The following is a 19,216-nucleotide window of genomic DNA, read 5'->3' on the forward strand; positions in this document are numbered from 1 at the left end:
ATATCGCGACCGTTCTCTTGCTGTGCGTCTTGTGTGGAATTGCTCCGATACCGACGTGAATTGCGACCGCTGAACCGGTAGGATCGTGATCCCGACCAATGACAGCGCCGGAAAGGGCTTTTTCCTGACGTCTTGTCCCGGCTTGGAGGAGATATGAGCGGCTTCGACATTTTCGCGATTGTTCTGGTTTTGCTCGTCATCGTCACGCTGGTCGCCGGCGTGAAGACGGTGCCGCAGGGCTATGACTGGACCATCGAGCGGTTCGGCAAATACACCCAGACGCTGAGCCCCGGGCTCAATTTGATCGTGCCCTATTTCGATCGCGTCGGGCGCAAGATCAACATGATGGAGCAGGTGATCGACATTCCCGAGCAGGAGGTGATCACCAAGGACAACGCCACCGTGACGGTGGACGGCGTCGCCTTTTATCAGGTGTTCGATGCCGCCAAGGCGAGCTACGAGGTCGCCAACCTCAACCAGGGGATTACGGTGCTCACCATGACCAACATCCGCTCGGTGATGGGCTCGATGGACCTCGACCAGGTGCTGTCGCACCGCGACGAAATCAACGAGCGCCTGCTCCGTGTGGTCGACGCCGCGGTCTCGCCCTGGGGCGTCAAGGTCAACCGCATCGAGATCAAGGACATCGTGCCGCCCGCCGACCTGGTCGAAGCCATGGGGCGGCAGATGAAGGCCGAGCGGGTCAAGCGCGCCGACATTCTCGCGGCCGAAGGCCAACGCCAGTCCGAGATCCTGCGCGCCGAGGGCGCCAAGCAGGGCCAGATCCTCCAGGCGGAAGGCCGCCGCGAGGCCGCCTTCCGCGATGCCGAGGCGCGCGAGCGGTCGGCGGAAGCCGAGGCCAAGGCCACGCAAATGGTCAGCGAGGCCATCGCCAAGGGCGATGTCGCTGCGCTAAACTATTTTATCGCCGACAAGTATATCAAGGCATTCGGGCAACTGGCCGACTCGCCGAACCAGAAGGTCATCATGCTTCCGGTCGAAGCGATGAGCATGCTGGGCTCGCTCGCCGGCATCGGCGAAATTGCGAAGGCCACGTTCGGGGAGAGCGCGGTGGCCGCGGCCCGCCGCGGCGGCTCGGTACCGTCGTCGGGCCCGACGCCGCCGTCCGTGCCGCAGCAGTAATGGGACTATTCACAGAGGTCTTGTCATGACCGACATGTTCGTATCGCTCGGCAACTGGAACTGGCTGATCCTCGGCTTCATCCTGATGGCCCTGGAGGTGCTGGCGCCCGGCATCTTCCTGTTCTGGCTTGGGCTCGCTGCGCTGTTGGTCGGCCTGATCTCGTTCGCGGCTGCAATCTCCTGGCAGATCCAGCTCGTGATGTTCGCGATCTTTGCCGCCGCTGCCGTGCCGGTCTGGCGCCGCCTGGCCAAGCCGAAGCCGGACGCCAGCGCCAGTCCGTTCCTCAACAAGCGTACCGAAGCCCTGCTCGGCCGTGAGTTCACGCTGGAGAAACCGATCATCGACGGCACCGGCACCGTGCGCATCGGCGACACGGTATGGCGCGTGGCTGGGCCCGATACGCCGGCCGGCACGCGGGTGAAGGTGGTACAGGTCGACGGCGCGAACCTGACGGTCGCCGCGGCGTGAGGACTTTTCCCCTCTCCCCTTGCGGGAGAGGGTGGCTCGCCGCAAAGCGGCGAGACGGGTGAGGGGTGTCTCTCCGCGATAGCTAAGCTGAGTTCGTGGAGAGAGACCCCTCATCCGGCGCTTCGCGCCACCTTCTCCCACAAGGGGAGAAGGAACACCAGCGCGTGGCAACGAGTGATGCTCACCTTCTCCATCGCTCCGCAAACCTGTGCAGTGGCATGAAGGTCTCGCACAATTCCCGGCCCAGCGGTGTCAGTCCGTAACCTCCGCCGTCGCCCAGCTCCACGAAGCCCGCCTCGCGCAGCTCGGTCAGCCGGGCCTGCAGCACCGTGGGCGAGGCCTCGTCGCAGGCGCTGCGCAGGGCGCGCGAGGTGAGGGGCTCTCCGCGCAACTCCCACAAGATCCGCAAGGCCCAGCGCCGGCCGAGCAGGTCGAGCAAAGCCATGATCGGCCGTCCGGTGCGCGAGCCGCGGACGCGGCGTTCTGCTCTTGTCGCCCGTTTCGCCATGGTCACCTCTTGCGTCATGCTACGGATAATGTAGCGTAGTGCTACGGTAAATGTAGCAACGGAAATCGCTCATGTCCCAGGCCTCACCGCGCATCGCCCCGCTCTCGCCGCCTTATCCCCTGGGCATCCAGGCGCAGTTCGACCGCATCATGCGCGGTGCGCCGCCGCTGGTGCTGTTCCGGGTGATGGCGGGCCATGACCGCGCCTGGGACAAGTTTCGCGCGGGCGGGCTGCTTGATCCGGGGCCGCTCTCTCTGCGGCAGCGTGAGATCGTCATCGACCGCACCTGCGCGCTGAACGGATGCGAATACGAATGGGGCGTGCATGTCGCGATCTTCGCCGGGCCGGCGAAGCTCACCGCGGAGGAGGTGCGTGCGACGGTGCTGGGTGATGCGAATTCGGCCCTTTGGTCGCCGGCCGAACAGGCGCTGATCGCAGCCGTCGACGCGCTGCATCATCGCGCGACGTTGAGCGACGATGAATTCGCCGCGCTCTCCGCGCATCACGACGAGGCGCAGATCCTGGAAATCATGCTGCTGTGCGGCTTCTATCGCACGGTGTCGTATTTGGCGAACGGGCTGCGCTTGCCGCTGGAGGAGAACGCGGCGCGGTTTCCGGCGCCGCTCTAGCGGCCGTCATTGCGAGGAGCGTCTCATCCTTACCGTCATTCCGGGGCGCGCGAAGCGCGAGCCCGGAATCCATCGGGCAGCGACCTCGGGGTGAAATGGATTCCGGGTTCGCGCCAAGTGGCGCGCCCCGGAATGACGGGTGAAGCGGGCTGCGCGCCCTACGCCACGCCCGCGCGCAGCAGATCGTGCAGATGCACGATCCCGACCACCTTGCCAGCTTCCGTCACCAGCAGCGAGGTGATCTTGCGGGTGTTCAGCACCTCGATCATCTCGGTCGCGAGCATCGAAGGCGGCACGGTCTTGGGCTGCTTCGTCATGATCTCGTCGACGGTCACCGTCAGCAGATCGGGCCGCATGTGGCGGCGCAGATCGCCGTCGGTGATGATGCCGACGGCCTCGCCCGCATCGTTAACGATGCAGACGCAGCCGAGCCCCTTCGCCGACATCTCGACCACGGCTTCCGACATCTCGGTGCCGAGCGGCTTGAGCGGAATCTCAGCGCCCGTGCGCATGTAGTCGCGGACGAATTTCAGCATCGCGCCCAGCTTGCCGCCGGGGTGGAAATGCGCGAACTCCAGCGCGGTGAAGCCGCGTCCCTCCAGCAGCGCGATCGCGAGCGCGTCGCCGATCGCGGCCTGCATCAGCGTCGAGGTGGTCGGCGCCAGATTGTGCGGGCAGGCCTCGCGCGCCTTGGGCAGCTCGATCACGAGGTCGGCGGCCTGGCCGAGCGAGGACGACGCGCTCGAGGTCACCGCGATCATGGGGATCGCAAAGCGCGCCGAATAGTTCACGAGGTTCTTCATCTCCGGCTGCTCGCCGGACCAGGACAGCGCCAGGATGACGTCGTCGGGCGTGATCATGCCGAGGTCGCCATGACCGGCTTCGGCGGCGTGCACGAAGAAGGAAGGCGTGCCGGTCGAGGCCAGCGTCGCGGCGATCTTGCGGCCCATATGGCCTGACTTGCCGAGCCCGGTGACGATGACGCGGCCCTTGGCATTGCGGATCAGCTCGACCGCCTTGGCGAACGGCTCGCCCAGCGGGCCGCGCAGCGCGCTAGCGAGCGCATTGATGCCGCCGCTCTCCGTCTCCAGCGTGCGGAGCGCGGATTCGACGCTATCGGGAATGGAGCCGGATGATTGGGTCATCAGCGGTTTCGAGCTCGGCATGGTCGGGTCCAGGGAGGAGGGGCGTTCGCCCATTGGCGCCTGCTTAGCACGCCCCGATCAGCGAGGCGACGCGCGGCCGGATGCCCTCAACCGGTCATTAACCATAATTGTTTTAACTCCATTAACGATGGTTCTCGCCAGTCGGCGGGGATGATCGAGAAAGTGTTTGATTTCGTTGGGGTAATTCCATCGTGGGGTCGTCTCCAGGCAGGGGCCGGAGCAAGGTCGCGCATTTCCTGCGCGCCTCTTTGCCGTGCCTCGCGCTGACCACCCTCGCAAGCGGCCCGGCGGCGGCCCAGGGGCTCACGCCCGACCTGTTCAATCCCAACCGCGGCGCCTTCGCCTCGCCTGAGACGCTGCCGACCCGCCGCACCGCCGGCGTACCCCAGGCGCCCTCCGATGCCTTGCCGAAACTGCCTGATCCCAACGCCGACCCGCGCCAGCGCCAGCAGGCGCCGGCGAGCTCGCGTGTCGGTCAGGTCCCGACCTACGGCCTGCCGGCCGCCACCGGCGCGAGCGGCTCCGGCTACGACTCGCTCAACCGCAAGCGCCAGCAGCCCAAGCTCTATCCGGGCCAGCCGAAGCCGAAGCGCGCCGCCGGTCCCGGCTCACCGCCGCCGCCCGCAACGCCGGCCACGACGCTGGGCCCGCCGCGCATCGCGCCACCGCCCTCCGAGACCGCGCACAAGGTCCCGGTGCCGGCGGCGATGGCGGGCAACGTGCCCGGTCAGCCGCTGCGCCGCCGCCTCAGGGCCGATGACGATCCGTTCGGCGCGGTCGGCGATTACGCCGGCAGCTTCCTGATCAAGGGCGGGCTCGAACTCTCCGCCGGCTACGACAGCAATCCGACGCGCCTCAACAGGCCCGTCGGCTCGCCGGCCTATGTCATCGCGCCCGATCTGCTCGTGGTGTCGGATTGGGAGCGCCACGCGCTGGTCGCCGATCTGCGCGGCTCGTTCTCGGGCTACACCAAGGACATGCCGGCGACGATCAACGGCTTGGCCTCGCCGTCGCCGGTCGAGGCCAATCGTCCCGATTTCAACGGCCATGTCGATGGCCGCCTCGACGTCACCCGCGATTTCAAGCTGACCTCGCAGCTGCGCCTGCGGCTCGCCACCGACAATCCCGGCAGCCCCAACGTGCAGGCCGGCCTGCAGAGATATCCGGTCTACGCCGCCTATGGCACGACGCTCGGCTTCGACCAGACCTTCAACCGCTTCCAGGTCGCCGCCGGCGCCACCATCGATCGCACCGCCTACACCGATTCCAAGCTCACCGACGGCTCGACCTTCAGCAACGACGACCGCAACTTCAACCAATATGGCGGCGTCGGCCGCTTCTCCTACGACCTCAAGCCCGGCCTAAAACCCTTCGTCGAGATCCAGGGCGATACCCGCGTCCACGACCAGGCTTCCGACCGCAACGGCTATTTCCGCGATTCCAACGGCGGCTATGCCAAGGTCGGCTCGTCCTTCGAGTTCTCGCGCATCCTCACCGGCGAGATCTCGGTCGGCTATTCCGCGCGCAGCTACACCGATCCGCGCCTCAGCCAGCTCGCAGGGTTTCTGACCACGGGCTCGCTGATCTGGAGCGCCAGCGGCCTCACCACGGTGAAGTTCTTCACCGACACGCAGATATCGGAGACCACGGTCCCCGGCTCATCCGGCGTCCTGGTGCGCACTTACTCCGCCCAAGTCGACCACGACTTCCGCCGCTGGCTCACCGCGGTCGGCAAGTTCACCTACGGCACGCTCGACTACCAGGGCCAGAACCGCAACGACAAGACCTACTCGTTCGAAAGCAATTTGATCTACAAGCTCAACCGCAACATCTGGGTCAAGGGCACGCTGCGCCACGACATCCTGAATTCGAGCCAGCCGGGCTCGAGCTCGCAGGGCACGGTGGTGCTGCTCGGGGTGAGGCTGCAGAATTGAGGCGCTTGTTAGCGCGTCGCACGAGACGAAGCCGAAAGGCGCGGCTCTCTCCAATTGTCATTCCGGGGCGCGCCACTTGGCGCGAGCCCGGAATCCATCGGGCGTCTGGGTTGGTGATGAATGGATTCTCAGGTGCGCAATTGCGCACCATAGCTCGCGCTTCGCGCGCCCCGGAATGACATCTCAGCGCGGCAGATCCGTCTTCCCCATCAAAAACGTATCGATCGACCGCGCGCACAGCCGGCCCTCGCGGATCGCCCACACGACGAGCGATTGCCCACGCCGCATGTCGCCGGCGGTGAACACGTTCGGGCGCGAGGTCTGGTAGTCCAGCGTGTTGGCCTTGACGTTGCCGCGGGGGTCGAGCTCGACCGCGAGCAGCTTCAGGAGGCCCTCGTGCACGGGATGGACGAAGCCCATCGCGAGCAGGACGAGCTCGGCGTCGAGCTCGAACTCGGTGCCGGCAATCGGCTTGAACTTGTCGTCGACGCGGACGCAGTGCAGCTTCTTGACCTGGCCGTTCTCGCCAGAGAACTTCTGGGTCAGTACGGCGTATTCGCGCACCGCGCCTTCGGCCTGGCTCGAGGAGGTCCGCATCTTCAGCGGCCAGTTCGGCCAGGTCAGGCCCTTGTTCTCGCGCTCAGGGGGAGCGGGCATGATCTCGAGCTGGGTCACCGACAGCGCGCCCTGGCGCAGCGAGGTACCGATGCAGTCCGAACCGGTGTCGCCGCCGCCGATGACGACGACATGTTTGCCGCCGGCCAGGATTTCCTGGACGCCGCCGAGAGGCTCCTCGGAGACGCGGCGGTTCTGCTGCGGCAGGAAGTCCATGGCGTAGTGGATGCCGGCGAGCTCGCGGCCGGGGATCGGCAGGTCGCGCGGGGCTTCCGCACCGCCGGTCAGCGCCACGGCGTCGTACTCGTTGAGCATCTCGCGCGGATCGACGTTGCCCTCAGCGCCGACATGGCTGTTGTAGTGGAAGGTGACGCCTTCAGCTTCCATCTGCGCCACGCGGCGGTCGATGACGCCCTTCTCCATCTTGAAGTCGGGGATGCCGTAACGCAGCAGGCCGCCGGCCTTGGCGAACTTCTCGTAGACGTGGACGTCGTGGCCGGCGCGCGCCAGCTGCTGCGCGCAGGCCATGCCGGCGGGACCCGAGCCGATCACCGCGACCTTCTTGCCGGTCTTGACCGTAGCGACTTCAGGCTGGAGCCAGCCATTGTCCCAGGCGCGGTCGACGATCGCACATTCGATGGTCTTGATGGTGACCGGGTTGTCGTCGATGTTGAGCGTGCAGGACGCCTCGCACGGCGCCGGGCAGATGCGCCCGGTGAACTCCGGGAAATTGTTGGTCGAGTGCAGGTTGCGCGAGGCCTCTTCCCAATTGCCCTGGTAGACGAGGTCGTTCCAGTCCGGAATCTGGTTGTTGACCGGGCAACCGGGCGTGCCGGGCGCGACCGAGCCGGTGCCGTGGCAATAGGGAATGCCGCAGTTCATGCAGCGCGCAGCCTGGTCGCGCACCTCCTTCTCGGAGAGCGGAACGACGAATTCCTTGTAATGCTTCACGCGCTCGGCGACCGGGGTGTACTTGCGGTCGTGCCGTTCGATTTCCAGAAAACCCGTGATCTTGCCCATTAAACCCGAAGTCCCTGCCGCTTAAGCTCTTTGTTCTCTCACTCCTCATCCTGAGGAGCGGCGCGCCTTTCGCGCCGCGTCTCGAAGGATGGAGGCCCGGATGGTGACCTCATGGTTCGAGATGCGCTCCGCGCTCCTCACCATGAGGGTTTTTTCTACGCCCCGATCGCGATTTTCGGCTCGGCGTCCGCGTTGGCCGCCATCTCGCGCAGCGCGCGCCGGTACTCGACCGGCATCACCTTGCGGAATTTGGGCAGCCAGTCCTTCCAATTGGCAAGGATGTCGGCGGCGCGCTTGGAGCCGGTGGCTTTGGCGTGGCGCGAGATCAGGACGTGCAGCCGCTCGACGTCGGAGGCGAGCAGGTTCCTGAACACGTCGACCCGGCCATGCGCCTCGAGGTCGCCGGCATGGTGATAGGTGCCGGCGTTGATCAGCTCCTCCGACAGCACCGGCTCGAGCTCGACCATGCTGAGGTTGCACAGCTTGTCGAAGTCGCCGGCCTCGTCGAGCACGTAGGCGATACCGCCGGACATGCCGGCCGCGAAGTTGCGCCCGGTCTTGCCGAGCACGACCACGATGCCGCCGGTCATGTATTCGCAGCAATGATCGCCCGCGCCCTCGACCACGGCGACCGCGCCCGAGTTACGCACGGCAAAACGCTCGCCGGCGATGCCACGGAAGTAGCACTCGCCCTCGATCGCGCCGTACATCACGGTGTTGCCGACGATGATGCTCTCTTCCGGCACGATGGCCGAGTTCCTCGGCGGCTTGACGATGATCTTGCCGCCCGAGAGGCCCTTGCCGACATAGTCGTTGCCTTCACCTTCGAGCTCGAAGGTGACGCCGTGGGCGAGCCAGGCGCCGAAGGCCTGACCTGCGGTGCCCGTGAGGCTGACATGGATCGTGTCGTGCGGCAGGCCGGCATGGCCGTAGATCTTGGCGACCGCGCCGGACAGCATCGCGCCTGCGGAGCGGTTGGTGCTGTTGATGGCGGCCTCGATCTTCACCGGCGCGCCGCGATCGAGCGCTGCTTGCGCCTTCTCGATCAGCGTACGGTCGAGCACTGCTTCCAGATGATGGTTCTGGCGCTCGGAGTGATAGATCTTCTGGCCCTTCTCTTCCTTCTGCTTGACGAAGAGCTTGGAGAAGTCGAGCCCCTTGGCCTTCCAATGCGCGACCAGCTTGGTCTGGTCGAGCAGCTGCACCTGGCCGACCATCTCGTTGAAGGTGCGGAAGCCGAGCGAAGCCATGATCTCGCGGACTTCCTCCGCGACGAAAAAGAAGTAGTTGATCACGTGCTCGGGCTGGCCGGTGAAGCGCTTGCGCAGGACGGGGTCCTGGGTCGCGACGCCGACCGGGCAGGTGTTGAGATGGCACTTGCGCATCATGATACAGCCGGCCGCAATCAAGGGAGCGGTGGCGAAGCCGAACTCGTCGGCGCCCAGCAGCGCGCCGATCACGACGTCACGGCCGGTGCGGAAGCCGCCGTCGACCTGGACCACGATGCGGCTGCGCAGCCGCTCGCGCACCAGGGTCTGGTGGGTTTCGGCGAGCCCGATTTCCCACGGCGATCCCGCATGCTTGATCGAGGTCAGCGGCGAAGCACCCGTGCCGCCCTCGAAGCCCGCGATGGTGACATGGTCGGCGCGCGCCTTGGCGACGCCCGCGGCCACAGTGCCGACGCCGATCTCCGAGACGAGCTTGACCGAGACGTCGCCGGTCGGGTTGACGTTCTTGAGGTCGTAGATGAGCTGCGCCAGGTCCTCGATCGAGTAGATGTCGTGGTGCGGCGGCGGCGAGATCAGGCCGACGCCCGGCGTCGAGTGCCGGACTCTTGCGATGGTCGCGTCGACCTTGTGGCCGGGCAGCTGGCCACCTTCGCCGGGCTTGGCACCCTGCGCCATCTTGATCTGCATCATGTCGGAGTTGACGAGATACTCCGTCGTGACGCCGAAGCGGCCCGAGGCGACCTGCTTGATCGCCGAACGCATGGAATCGCCGTTCGGCATCGGCTTGAAGCGGTCGGCTTCCTCGCCGCCTTCGCCGGTGTTCGACTTGCCGCCGATCCGGTTCATGGCGATCGCGAGCGTGGTGTGCGCCTCGCGCGAGATCGAGCCGAAGCTCATCGCACCGGTGGCGAAACGCTTGACGATCTCCTTGGCCGGCTCGACCTGGTCGAGCGGGATCGGCTTGCGCTTTTCTTCCTCCGCGTTCTTGATCCGGAACAGGCCGCGCAGCGTCAACAGGCGCTCCGACTGCTCGTTGAGGATCTTGGCGAAGGCGCGGTAGCGCTCCTGCGAATTGCCGCGCGCGGCGTGCTGCAGCAGCGACACCGACTCCGCGGTCCAGGCATGGTCCTCGCCGCGGCTGCGATAGGCATATTCGCCGCCGACATCGAGCGCGGTCTTGTAGACCTGCGCCTCGCCGAACGCGTCGGCATGACGGCGCACGGCTTCCTCGGCGATCTCGCCAAGGCCGACGCCCTCGACGCGGGTATGCGTGCCGGCGAAGAACTTGGCGACGAAGTCGGCCTTGAGGCCGACCGCGTCGAAGATCTGCGCGCCGCAATAGGACTGGTAGGTCGAGATGCCCATCTTGGACATCACCTTGAGCAGGCCCTTGCCGATCGACTTGATGTAGCGCTTGACGATCTCATAGTCGTCGAGCGAGCCGGGCAGGCGGTCCTTCATCGCGGTGATGGTCTCGAACGCGAGGTAGGGATTGATCGCTTCGGCGCCGTAGCCGGCAAGGCAGGCGAAGTGATGCACTTCGCGCGGCTCGCCGGATTCGACGACGAGACCGACCGAGGTGCGCAGGCCGGTGCGGATCAGGTGATGATGCACGGCGGCGCAGGCCAGTAGCGATGGGATCGGCACGCGGTCGGTGCCGACCATGCGGTCGGACAGGATGATGATGTTGACGCCCTCGCGCACCGCGCTTTCGGCGCGCGCGCAGAGCTCGTCGAGCACCTGGTCCATGCCCGCCGCGCCGAGGCCGGCGTGGAAGGTGGTGTCCAGCGTGCGAGACTTGAAGTGCGACTCGGCCACCTCCGAGATCGAGCGGATCTTTTCCAAGTCCGCGTCGGTCAGGATCGGCTGGCGCACTTCGAGGCGCTTGGTCGTGGCCATGCCCTGCAGGTCGAACAGGTTCGGCCGCGGCCCGATGATCGAGACCAGGCTCATCACCAGCTCTTCGCGGATCGGGTCGATCGGCGGGTTGGTGACCTGCGCGAAGTTCTGCTTGAAGTAGGTGAACAGCGGCTTGGCCTTGTCCGACAGCGCCGAAATCGGCGTGTCGTTGCCCATCGAGCCCGCGGCTTCCTCGCCCGTGGCCGCCATCGGCGTCATCAGGATGGTGATGTCTTCCTGGCTGTAACCGAACGCCTGCTGGCGGTCGAGCAGCGACAGGTTGGAGCGCACGCCTGTCGTCGGCACCTTCGGCAGGTCTTCGAGCACGATCTGGGTGCGCTCAAGCCACTCCTTGTAGGGATGGCTGGCGGCGAGCGAAGCCTTGATCTCGTCGTCCGGGATCAGGCGGCCCTGCTCGAGGTCGACCAGCAGCATCTTTCCCGGCTGCAGCCGCCACTTGGTGATGATCTGGTCCTCGGGGATCGTCAGCACGCCCATCTCGGACGCCATGACGATGCGATCGTCCTTGGTGACGAGATAGCGCGCGGGCCTCAGGCCGTTGCGGTCGAGCGTGGCGCCGATCTGGCGGCCGTCGGTGAAGGCGATCGCGGCCGGGCCGTCCCACGGCTCCATCAGCGCGGCATGATATTCGTAGAAGGCGCGGCGCTTCTCATCCATCAAGGGATTGCCGGCCCACGCCTCCGGAATCATCATCATCACGGCGTGCGGCAGCGAGTAGCCGCCCTGCACCAGGAATTCGAGCGCGTTGTCGAAGCAGGCGGTGTCCGACTGTCCTTCATAGGAGATCGGCCAAAGCCGGTTGATGTCCTTGCCGTAGAGCTCGGAGCTGACCGAGGCCTGGCGCGCCGCCATCCAGTTGACGTTGCCGCGCAGCGTGTTGATCTCGCCGTTATGCGCGATCATGCGGTAGGGATGCGCCAGCGACCAGGCCGGGAAGGTGTTGGTCGAGAAGCGCTGGTGCACGAGCGCGAGCGCGCTCTCGAAGTCAGCCTCGTGCAGATCGGGATAGTACTTGCCGAGCTGGTCGGCGAGGAACATGCCCTTGTAGATCACGGTGCGGCAGGACAGCGAGCACGGGTAATAGCCGGCGAGGCCGCGGTCGCGGCGCTGGTAGATCGCCTGCGAGATCGACTTGCGCAGGATGTAGAGCCGGCGCTCGAACTCGTCCTCGGTCTTGGCGGTGCCGTTGCGGCCGATGAACACCTGCATGCAGGCGGGCTCGGTCGGCTTCACGGTGACGCCCAGCGAGGAATTGTCGGTCGGCACGTCGCGCCAGCCGAGCAGGGTCAGGCCCTCTTCCTTGATCTGGTCGGCGACGATGCTCTTGATGACGTTGCGCCAGGCGGTGTCGCGCGGCATGAACAACGCGCCGATGGCGTATTCGCCGGGCGCCGGCAACTTGAAGCCGAGTTCGGAGGCCTTACGGCTGAAGAAGGCGTGCGGGATCTGCACCAGAATGCCGGCGCCGTCGCCGGCGCGCGGGTCGGCGCCGACGGCACCGCGATGCTCGAGGTTGCAGAGGATGCTCAGCGCGTCCGAGACGATCTCGTGCGACTTCTTGCCCTTGATGTTGGCGATGAAGCCGACGCCGCAAGAGTCCTTTTCCAGGCTGGGATCGTACAGGCCTTCGGCTTCGGGGCGCGAATTGTGCTCTTGAATCGGTGAGGTGATCGGATCGGTCGTTTTCGAGGCGACCGTCGCCGACAGCTCTTCTGCCACGATGTTTGCGCGCTCGAATTGCGACCCGTTCATTGTTCCTGTCCTCTCCATGCGGCAAGCTGCCTCACCGCCATCTTCGGCGCACCTTGGGCGTCCCGCGGCACCCGCTCCTGGGCCACCGCTCGTCCTCTGCGAGCCGCATTTTCTTAAATTCAGGCCTAGGCGTTCTTCGTCCCCGAGAACGGCTTTGCCTGGTACCTTGCCGGCGCTCGAGAGCACCAGTTCTCGCTGCAATCCCTATGCCGGAACCGCAAGCAAAATGAGACAGTCTTCCTGTCCTAACCATCACCTTGCCAAATTTTTGTCTAGCACACAAGCGCGCGGAAGTCCCGATTCCGCAAAAGTCAATCGATCGCTTTCCAAAAGTTGCGCAGCCCCGGTTTTGAGGCAAACACGCCCTGATCCGGCCCCGGCGGCGCCGAAATCCCAAATGAAGCTTCGGATCAACCCTTCGGAAGGCGCGCCACGCCGCGAGAAGCGAAAGAGGGCGGCCACCGGAGGGCCTGACAGGAGCGTCTGGATCATGAAGTTTTTCACAGGATGTGTGGCCGCCGCCGTGCTGGCGCTGGGTGCCAGTGCGGGGCAGGCCCAGGTTCCCGCGAGCGGTATCGCCAGAGGGGCCGTCATCGCGGTCTCGGATTTCGACGGGCCCTATGCGCCGCCGGAAGCCGCCCCGCCGCCGCGCTACGGTTATGGCTACGAGGAGCGCGGCCCTGCGCTGGCCTTGTTGCCGCCGACCGAGGTTTACGCCGTGCTGCGCGAAAACGGCTTCTCGCCGCTCGGCATTCCGCGCCTGCGCGGCGGCGTCTACACCATCGCGGTGATCGACAGAAACGGCGACGATGGCCGGCTGGTGATCGACGCCCGCGACGGGCGGATCATCCGCTTCATGCCCGCCCCTGACGCCTATGGCATGGCGCCCGCCTATGACGAGCGCGCGGTCGCGCCCTACGGGCCGCAAACCGCACTGCCGCCGACCGTGGTCCGCGGCGGCCCGCCGCGCCCGCCGGCGTCGATCCCGCATGTGGCAAGCCGCGCCGTGCCGCTGCCGAAGGCCGCCCCGCGGCGCGCTGAGACGCCGGTCGCCGCGAAGCCGGCCGCGCCCACCGCGCAGCAGGCTCAGGCAGTGCAGGCCCAGCCGGCGCAGCAGGCCGCCGTGGTGCAAGCCAAGCCGGCCGAGGCCGCCCCGCAAGCAATCGCACCAACCGTCGGTCAGGCCCGGCCGGCTCCGACCATCCTGCCGACGCAGGACATGCCGGCTGCGCAGGGGCTGGACTAAGCGTCAGCGAACGGAAAGCGCCCGAGAATCTCTCGGGCGCTTTTGCGTGAACTGACCGCGTGTCAGCTCCGCGGATACCCCGCCGCATCCAGGATCAGATTCGCCACCTCCTTCGGATGCGACACCAGCGAGAGGTGGCCGGCATCGAGCTCGATCGTGGTGGCGTTCATGCGCTTGGCGAGGAAGCGCTCGAAATCGGGGTTGATGGTGTAGTCGTTCTTCGACACCGCGTACCAGCTCGGCTTGGAGCGCCAGGCCGCCTCCGTGGTGCGGCCGGCGAAGATCGAGGCCGCCGTCGGCCATTGCACGGCGTAGAGCTCCTTGGCCTGCGCCGGCTTCACGCCGTTGGCGAAGTACTTCAGGAAGGCCTCTTCCGAGAGCTTGGTGTAGCCGTCGCGCTCGACGATGCCGGCGCGCGCCGGCCCGGCCGGAAACTGCTTCGACAGCGCCACGAAATCCTCGTTCGCATCGGGCGCGCGTGCGGCGACGTAGACGAGGCCGGTGACCTTCGGGTCGGTGCCGACCTGGCTGATCACGGTGCCGCCCCAGGAATGCGCGACCAGCACCGTCGGCCCGTCCTGCTCGGCCAGCGCCCGCTTGGTCGCCTCGACGGAGTCGCTGAGCGAGGACAGCGGATTCTGCACGGCGGTCACATGCAGGCCTGCAGCCTGCAGGATCGGGATCACCTCCGACCAGCTCGAGCCGTCGGCCCAGGCGCCGTGCACCAACACGACGTTCTTCGCTTTGACCGTCTGCGGTGTCTGGGCATGAGCGAGGTTGAGAGGAGCGGCCAAAAGGCTCGCGGCGACGAAAAGGCTGCGCCAGAGTGACATGATCTTCTCCGTGTTTTTGGTTCGATGCCCAAAGGACGGAGAGCGAGGCAACGGTGTTACGCCATCACTGCTCTGTGATGCATTGCAACGAAAAAAACGCCCCGGGGCACCGGGGCGTTTTCGCAACCTGGACGTCGCCGGGTTTGGTCGCCTGGCTCAGGCGGCCTGCGCGGCGGAGTTCTCGATCACCTGCGCCTTGGCGCCGGCGTTGATCGCGATCTGGCGCGGCTTCTTGGCCTCGGGAATCTCGCGGACGAGGTCGACGTGAAGCAGCCCGTTCTCGAGCGAGGCGTCCTTCACCTGCACGAAGTCGGCAAGCTGGAAGGCGCGCTCGAAGGCACGCGCGGCGATGCCGCGGTAGAGCACTTCGGATTTCGAGTTCTCGTTCGCGACTTTCTCGCCCTTGATCGTCAGCGTGTTTTCCTTGGCGACGATGGAGAGCTCATCCTTGGCAAAGCCCGAGACCGCAACGGTGATGCGGTAGGCGTTCTCGCCGGTGCGCTCGATGTTGTAGGGGGGATAACCGGGGCTGCCGTCGGAGCTGGCCTGGTCGAGCAGGTTGAAGAGACGGTCGAAGCCGACGGTGGAACGATAGAACGGAGTGAGATCGTAGCTACGCATGGTCAAGTCCTCCATTGAGCGACTGTTGGTAACCCGCCCGCCAATCGGGCCGGGCTTTAGTCTGTGTGCAGCCTGATGTTCCGGTTCCGAAACACTGGTAGCGGCCTGCACGAAGGTGATATGGGTGGAACGAGACGGCGTTCAAGAGGGCGGGACAGGCGCCTTTTCGGCGCTTTGGCCCCTTGATTTGCAGCACTTCCCGCCCAAGCACGCCCAATGACGCTGGTCTCGATTCCCGCCAATCCGGTCCCCGAAAACGTCGTCAGCGGCACCATCAAGACCCCTGATGGCGTCGAGCTGCGCTTTGCGCGCTGGGCGCCGCCGGCGAACCGCAAGGGTACGGTCTGCGTCTTCACCGGGCGCAGCGAGCAGATCGAGAAATATTTCGAGACCGTGCGCGACCTGCGCGACCGCGGCTTTGCGGTGGCGATGATCGACTGGCGCGGGCAGGGCCATTCGTCGCGCCGCCTGCGCGATCCGCGCAAGGGCTATGTGCGCGACTTCGCCGATTTCGAAATCGACGTCGAGACCTTCGTGCAGCAGGTGGTGCTGCCGGATTGCCCGCCGCCATTCTTCGCGCTCGCCCATTCCATGGGCGGCACGGTGCTGCTGCGGGTGGCCCATGCCGGCAAGCGCTGGTTCGACCGCATGGTGCTGTCTGCGCCGATGATCGACCTGCCCGGGCGCACCACCTCGCTGCCGGTGCGTGCGCTGCTCAAGACGATGCGCCTGCTCGGGCAGGGCGGCCGCTACGTTCCCGGCGGCAGCGACCGCCTCACCGGGCTCGAACCCTTCATCAACAATCCCTTGACCAGCGATCCGGTCCGCTATGCGCGCAACGCCGCGATCCTGGAGGAAGACCCGACGCTTGGCCTAGCCTCGCCGACGGTCGCCTGGGCCGATACCGCCTTCCGCGCGATGCACACCTTCAAGCGCGTGAACTACCCCTCCCAGATCCGCCAGCCGATCCTGATGCTGGCGGCCTCCAACGATACCGTGGTCTCGACCGCGGCGATCGAGGAATTCGCCTATCATTTGCGCGCCGGCTCCCATCTCGTGATCGCCGGTGCCAAGCACGAGATCCTCCAGGAGCAGGACCGCTACCGCGCGCAGTTCTGGGCCGCCTTCGACGCCTTCGTGCCGGGCACGCCGCTGTTCAAGTGAGAAGAGATCGGGAGCCTCCACGAGGACGATGAGAATCGGAGTCGAGGAGCGTCCTCATTCTCCGTCATTGCGAGGAGCTCTTGCGACGAAGCAATCCAGGCTATCTCCGCGGCGACAGCCTGGATTGCTTCGCTGCGCTCGCAATGACGAAGCAAGATTCTTTACAGCGTCTTCAGATACTCGATCAGGTCGTAGCGTTCGGCGTCGTCCTTGAACATGCGGCCGATGACGCCGGGGCGCTTCGACTCACCGTCCTTGCGCTCGAAGGAATGGCCGAGCACGCTGTTGCCCTGGATCGGCTTGCCGTCGGAGCCGGTCGCGGAGAACTCCGTTTCACCGGTCTTGCAGCGCTCGTCGGCGGCGACTGCGAAACCGACGGTGTCGGGGTCGTAGTCGCGGCGGCCCATGCAGAATTTTTGCGGACGCTCGTTCTGCGGCTTCAGCAGCCAGTACAGCGAAGGCACCGAGCCGTTGTGCAGGTAAGGCGCAGTGGCCCAGATGCCGTTCAAGGGCCGCGCGCGATAGCGCGGATCGGGCGCCGGATTGAGACAGTTCTTGCGCGCCATATTCCACATTTGCGCCCGTTCGGCCTCCGGGATCTTCTCGTCGTCCATCCATTTGCGGGCGACGAGATCGACCACCGTCATGAGCCCGAGTGCATAGACCATCTCGTTGGGCGATTTGCTGGCGGTCGGGATCTCGCACTGCCACCACGTCTGCAGGTCAGCCGTGTTGACTTTCAGAAAGCCGGGCACGTCGACGGTCCGCTTGCTGAGAACGAGGGACTGCTCGGGATCGGTCTTGATCTCGTCGAGCGGGATCGTCACCGCATTCAGCACCTTGCTGTCGCCGCTCGGCTCCCAGCGCTTCGACGACCAGAAGGCCGGGGTGTTGATGTCAGGCAGATGGCATCCGGAGCACATCTCCGCGTAGATGGCGCGGCCGCGTTCGACCCGATCGGGCTTCAGCTTCCAAGCATCGCCGAGGATGTGCGAGGGCCATTTCGGTGCGAGCAGACCGCCGAACTTCGGACCATCAGCCGCCTTGAATGGATCGGGGCCTCTCAGCATGTCCTCGATCCAGCCGAGCGTCCTGATGTTCACCGAGGAGCGCCACAGCCTGTCCTGCGGATAGGCATCGGACAAATTGAGCAGCGCCGTCACGCCGAGGGCTTCGCCGGCGTTGCGGATCAGCGGCTGCTCGATCGAGGCGTCGTATTGGGCGAACTTGAACCAGGGCACCCTCCAGATCGCGGGATAGCTGACCGGCGCGTCCTGAGCGTGCAGGTTCTTCTCGAATCCCTTGACCCCGCTCATTGCGAGGTCCTGCGAAAACACCTGGTTGCCGATGCGGTTGAGGGCATCGAGCCGGCCGAACCCTTCCTCGGTGTCCTGCTGCTGCTTGCCGTCCCAAGTCGTCTTGCCTTCGATCGTTTTCTCGTAGGTCTTGGCCCAGTCGATCAGGAAGCTGCCGATCGTGCTCAGCTTCTGCTTGAGCGCGGCGCGGTCCGCCTTGCTGGCGTCGGGGCCGAGCACGCGATCGGCGAAACGCTGGAAGCGGAACGGGACGTACAGCGTGTAGGCGATCGACAGGCCGGTCGCGAGCTCGAGCTTCTTCAGGTCGGTCATCGCCGGGCCGCCGTCGAAACGGACGTCGATGCCCTGGTAATGGATCTGGCCGGTATGACAGGCGGCGCAGGTCAGTCCGATCATGTCGTCCTCGCGGCGGCTCGTCGCGGGATCGACCACGCCGGTCATGCGCGCGAAGCCGACCGGCAGGCCGTCAACGTTCTCCGCCGGCGTCCAGCGCGTCGACCAGTCCGACGCTTGCGTGGTCTCGTAGACATTGGCGTAGCCGAAGCGGCGCAGCGTCGCCGTGTCGGTCTGGATCGTCTGCGGGCTCGGGATGAAGCCGAAGCGTTCGAGATAGGCGCTGTCCTTGATCAGGCCCGGTTTGGAGAACAGGTGGAGCTGCGGCTGCTCCAGCGCCACGAACCACTCATAGGGCACCGGGAACGTCGCGGTGCCCTGGCTGGCGTGGTGGAACCAATGTCGGTCCTTGAGCGACCAGTTTTGCTCGAGCCAATAGGCAGCCTTGGTTTCGGGCATCGCCGGCAGGGGCGGCGGCAGGAGATTCACCAGCACGCCCTTCTGCGGCAGCATGGCACGAACCTGGTTGGGGAATTCGGCGACCGCGACCAGGGCGACGAGGCCGAGGCCGATGACGAACGCCGTGAGCGCGACCGCCCAGCGAAAGCGGAGCTGGCAGGACGACAGCAGCGGCTGCGATACGATCCGCTGATTGATGCGGTCGGGGAATTGGCGCTGTTCGAACAGCGTGCGCACGTCGGCCACGCTGAGATAGCGCTCTTCACCCTGCTTGCCCTTGCCGATGATCTTCAAAAGGATGGGCCATTCGAACTTCATCAGCAGCGGGTAGTACCAGCGAGCGGCGCTGCCGGCGCGCTCGAGGTTGTCACGCATGAAGGTCTTGATTTCCGCGGCGTTGAGGCCGGGCTCGCTGCTGCCGGTGTTCGGGTCGGTGTAGTTCCGGCCGAAGCTCGCGAGCCGCGCGATCTCGTCCTCGTCGATCTTGCCGTCGACGCCGAGGATGCGCGAGCCGGCGCCGCGCTTGTCCAGCGGGCCGCCGCGCAGCGCGTCGAGCTGCGCGCCCGAAAAGATGCTCTTCAGAATGTGCTTGACGCCGTTGGCGATCATCGCGACGCCGCGGACCTGGATGCGGGCCGAGACCTTCTTCAGCCCCGTCTCACCGGTCGCATTGGCGATGGTCTGCGACAGCGTGTTGAGCGGGACGGTGCCGCCCTCGACGAAGCCTTCGCCGACGAGGCCGCGCAGGAACGGGCAGGGATTGTTCGGCGAGACTGGAATCGAGGGATCGAGGGGCGGCTTCGAAGCGGGGTGATGCATGGCCCAAATCCTGAAAGCAGCGAATCTTGAAAAAGCAGGC

Annotated in this window: 13 protein-coding genes; 6 read left to right on the forward strand and 7 right to left on the reverse strand. The window is 65.8% G+C overall.

Annotation, left to right across the window (positions count from 1 at the left end):
- The first annotated feature begins 153 nt into the window (after nt 1–153).
- Both GA0061099_RS10960 and GA0061099_RS10965 read left to right on the forward strand, forming a co-directional pair.
- Entirely contained in the window at nt 154–1,143 is a 990-nt protein-coding gene (locus GA0061099_RS10960; RefSeq protein ID WP_036021375.1) for an SPFH domain-containing protein, read from the forward strand.
- A 25-nt stretch (nt 1,144–1,168) separates the two neighbouring features.
- Entirely contained in the window at nt 1,169–1,612 is a 444-nt protein-coding gene (locus GA0061099_RS10965; RefSeq protein ID WP_036021378.1) for an NfeD family protein, read from the forward strand.
- A gap of 181 nt (nt 1,613–1,793) precedes the next feature.
- On the opposite strand, the gene GA0061099_RS10970 is transcribed toward GA0061099_RS10965, so the two are convergent.
- Entirely contained in the window at nt 1,794–2,120 is a 327-nt protein-coding gene (locus tag GA0061099_RS10970) for a winged helix-turn-helix transcriptional regulator (RefSeq protein ID WP_036021422.1), read from the reverse strand.
- A gap of 71 nt (nt 2,121–2,191) precedes the next feature.
- Between GA0061099_RS10970 and GA0061099_RS10975 the strand changes: the two genes are divergently transcribed.
- The gene (locus GA0061099_RS10975; RefSeq protein WP_036021381.1) at nt 2,192–2,749 is read left to right on the forward strand and encodes a carboxymuconolactone decarboxylase family protein; all 558 of its coding nucleotides are present in this window, start codon (nt 2,192–2,194) and stop codon (nt 2,747–2,749) included.
- Nucleotides 2,750–2,907: 158 nt separating this feature from the next.
- Here GA0061099_RS10975 and GA0061099_RS10980 read toward each other — a convergent pair whose 3' ends face one another.
- Complete coding sequence (locus GA0061099_RS10980) at nt 2,908–3,915, reverse strand: KpsF/GutQ family sugar-phosphate isomerase (protein ID WP_036021423.1); 1,008 nt, start codon at nt 3,913–3,915, stop codon at nt 2,908–2,910.
- 191 nt (nt 3,916–4,106) lie between these two features.
- On the opposite strand from GA0061099_RS10980, the gene GA0061099_RS10985 reads away from it, so the two are divergent.
- Complete coding sequence (locus GA0061099_RS10985) at nt 4,107–5,849, forward strand: outer membrane beta-barrel protein (protein ID WP_036021389.1); 1,743 nt, start codon at nt 4,107–4,109, stop codon at nt 5,847–5,849.
- Nucleotides 5,850–6,032: 183 nt separating this feature from the next.
- Here the strand turns inward: GA0061099_RS10985 and GA0061099_RS10990 are convergent, their stop codons facing one another.
- Complete coding sequence (locus tag GA0061099_RS10990; protein ID WP_036021391.1) at nt 6,033–7,484, reverse strand: glutamate synthase subunit beta; 1,452 nt, start codon at nt 7,482–7,484, stop codon at nt 6,033–6,035.
- Between the two features lie 155 nt (nt 7,485–7,639).
- Nucleotides 7,640–12,385 carry a glutamate synthase large subunit gene (gene gltB, locus GA0061099_RS10995; RefSeq protein ID WP_036021393.1) on the reverse strand — a complete coding sequence of 1,582 codons (4,746 nt, stop codon included), beginning with the start codon at nt 12,383–12,385 and terminating at the stop codon, nt 7,640–7,642.
- A gap of 490 nt (nt 12,386–12,875) precedes the next feature.
- Between gltB and GA0061099_RS11000 the strand changes: the two genes are divergently transcribed.
- Nucleotides 12,876–13,631: a hypothetical protein gene (locus GA0061099_RS11000; RefSeq protein WP_036021424.1), complete on the forward strand. Its 756-nt coding sequence runs from the start codon at nt 12,876–12,878 to the stop codon at nt 13,629–13,631.
- Between the two features lie 62 nt (nt 13,632–13,693).
- Here GA0061099_RS11000 and GA0061099_RS11005 read toward each other — a convergent pair whose 3' ends face one another.
- Together GA0061099_RS11005 and GA0061099_RS11010 are read right to left on the reverse strand one after the other, a co-directional pair.
- Entirely contained in the window at nt 13,694–14,464 is a 771-nt protein-coding gene (locus GA0061099_RS11005) for an alpha/beta fold hydrolase (protein ID WP_036021395.1), read from the reverse strand.
- Between the two features lie 156 nt (nt 14,465–14,620).
- Entirely contained in the window at nt 14,621–15,085 is a 465-nt protein-coding gene (locus GA0061099_RS11010; RefSeq protein WP_035997846.1) for an Hsp20 family protein, read from the reverse strand.
- A 216-nt stretch (nt 15,086–15,301) separates the two neighbouring features.
- Here GA0061099_RS11010 and GA0061099_RS11015 point away from each other — a divergent pair, with 216 nt between their 5' ends.
- Nucleotides 15,302–16,249, forward strand: coding sequence for an alpha/beta fold hydrolase (locus GA0061099_RS11015; RefSeq protein WP_035997802.1), 948 nt, complete (start codon nt 15,302–15,304; stop codon nt 16,247–16,249).
- A gap of 161 nt (nt 16,250–16,410) precedes the next feature.
- Here the strand turns inward: GA0061099_RS11015 and GA0061099_RS11020 are convergent, their stop codons facing one another.
- On the reverse strand, nt 16,411–19,176 hold the full coding sequence (locus tag GA0061099_RS11020; protein ID WP_036021398.1) for a di-heme-cytochrome C peroxidase: 2,766 nt from the start codon (nt 19,174–19,176) through the stop codon (nt 16,411–16,413).
- Nucleotides 19,177–19,216 lie beyond the last annotated feature (40 nt).

Origin of the sequence: Bradyrhizobium yuanmingense, assembly GCF_900094575.1 — a bacterium.
Classification (GTDB): Bacteria; Pseudomonadota; Alphaproteobacteria; order Rhizobiales; family Xanthobacteraceae; genus Bradyrhizobium; species Bradyrhizobium yuanmingense.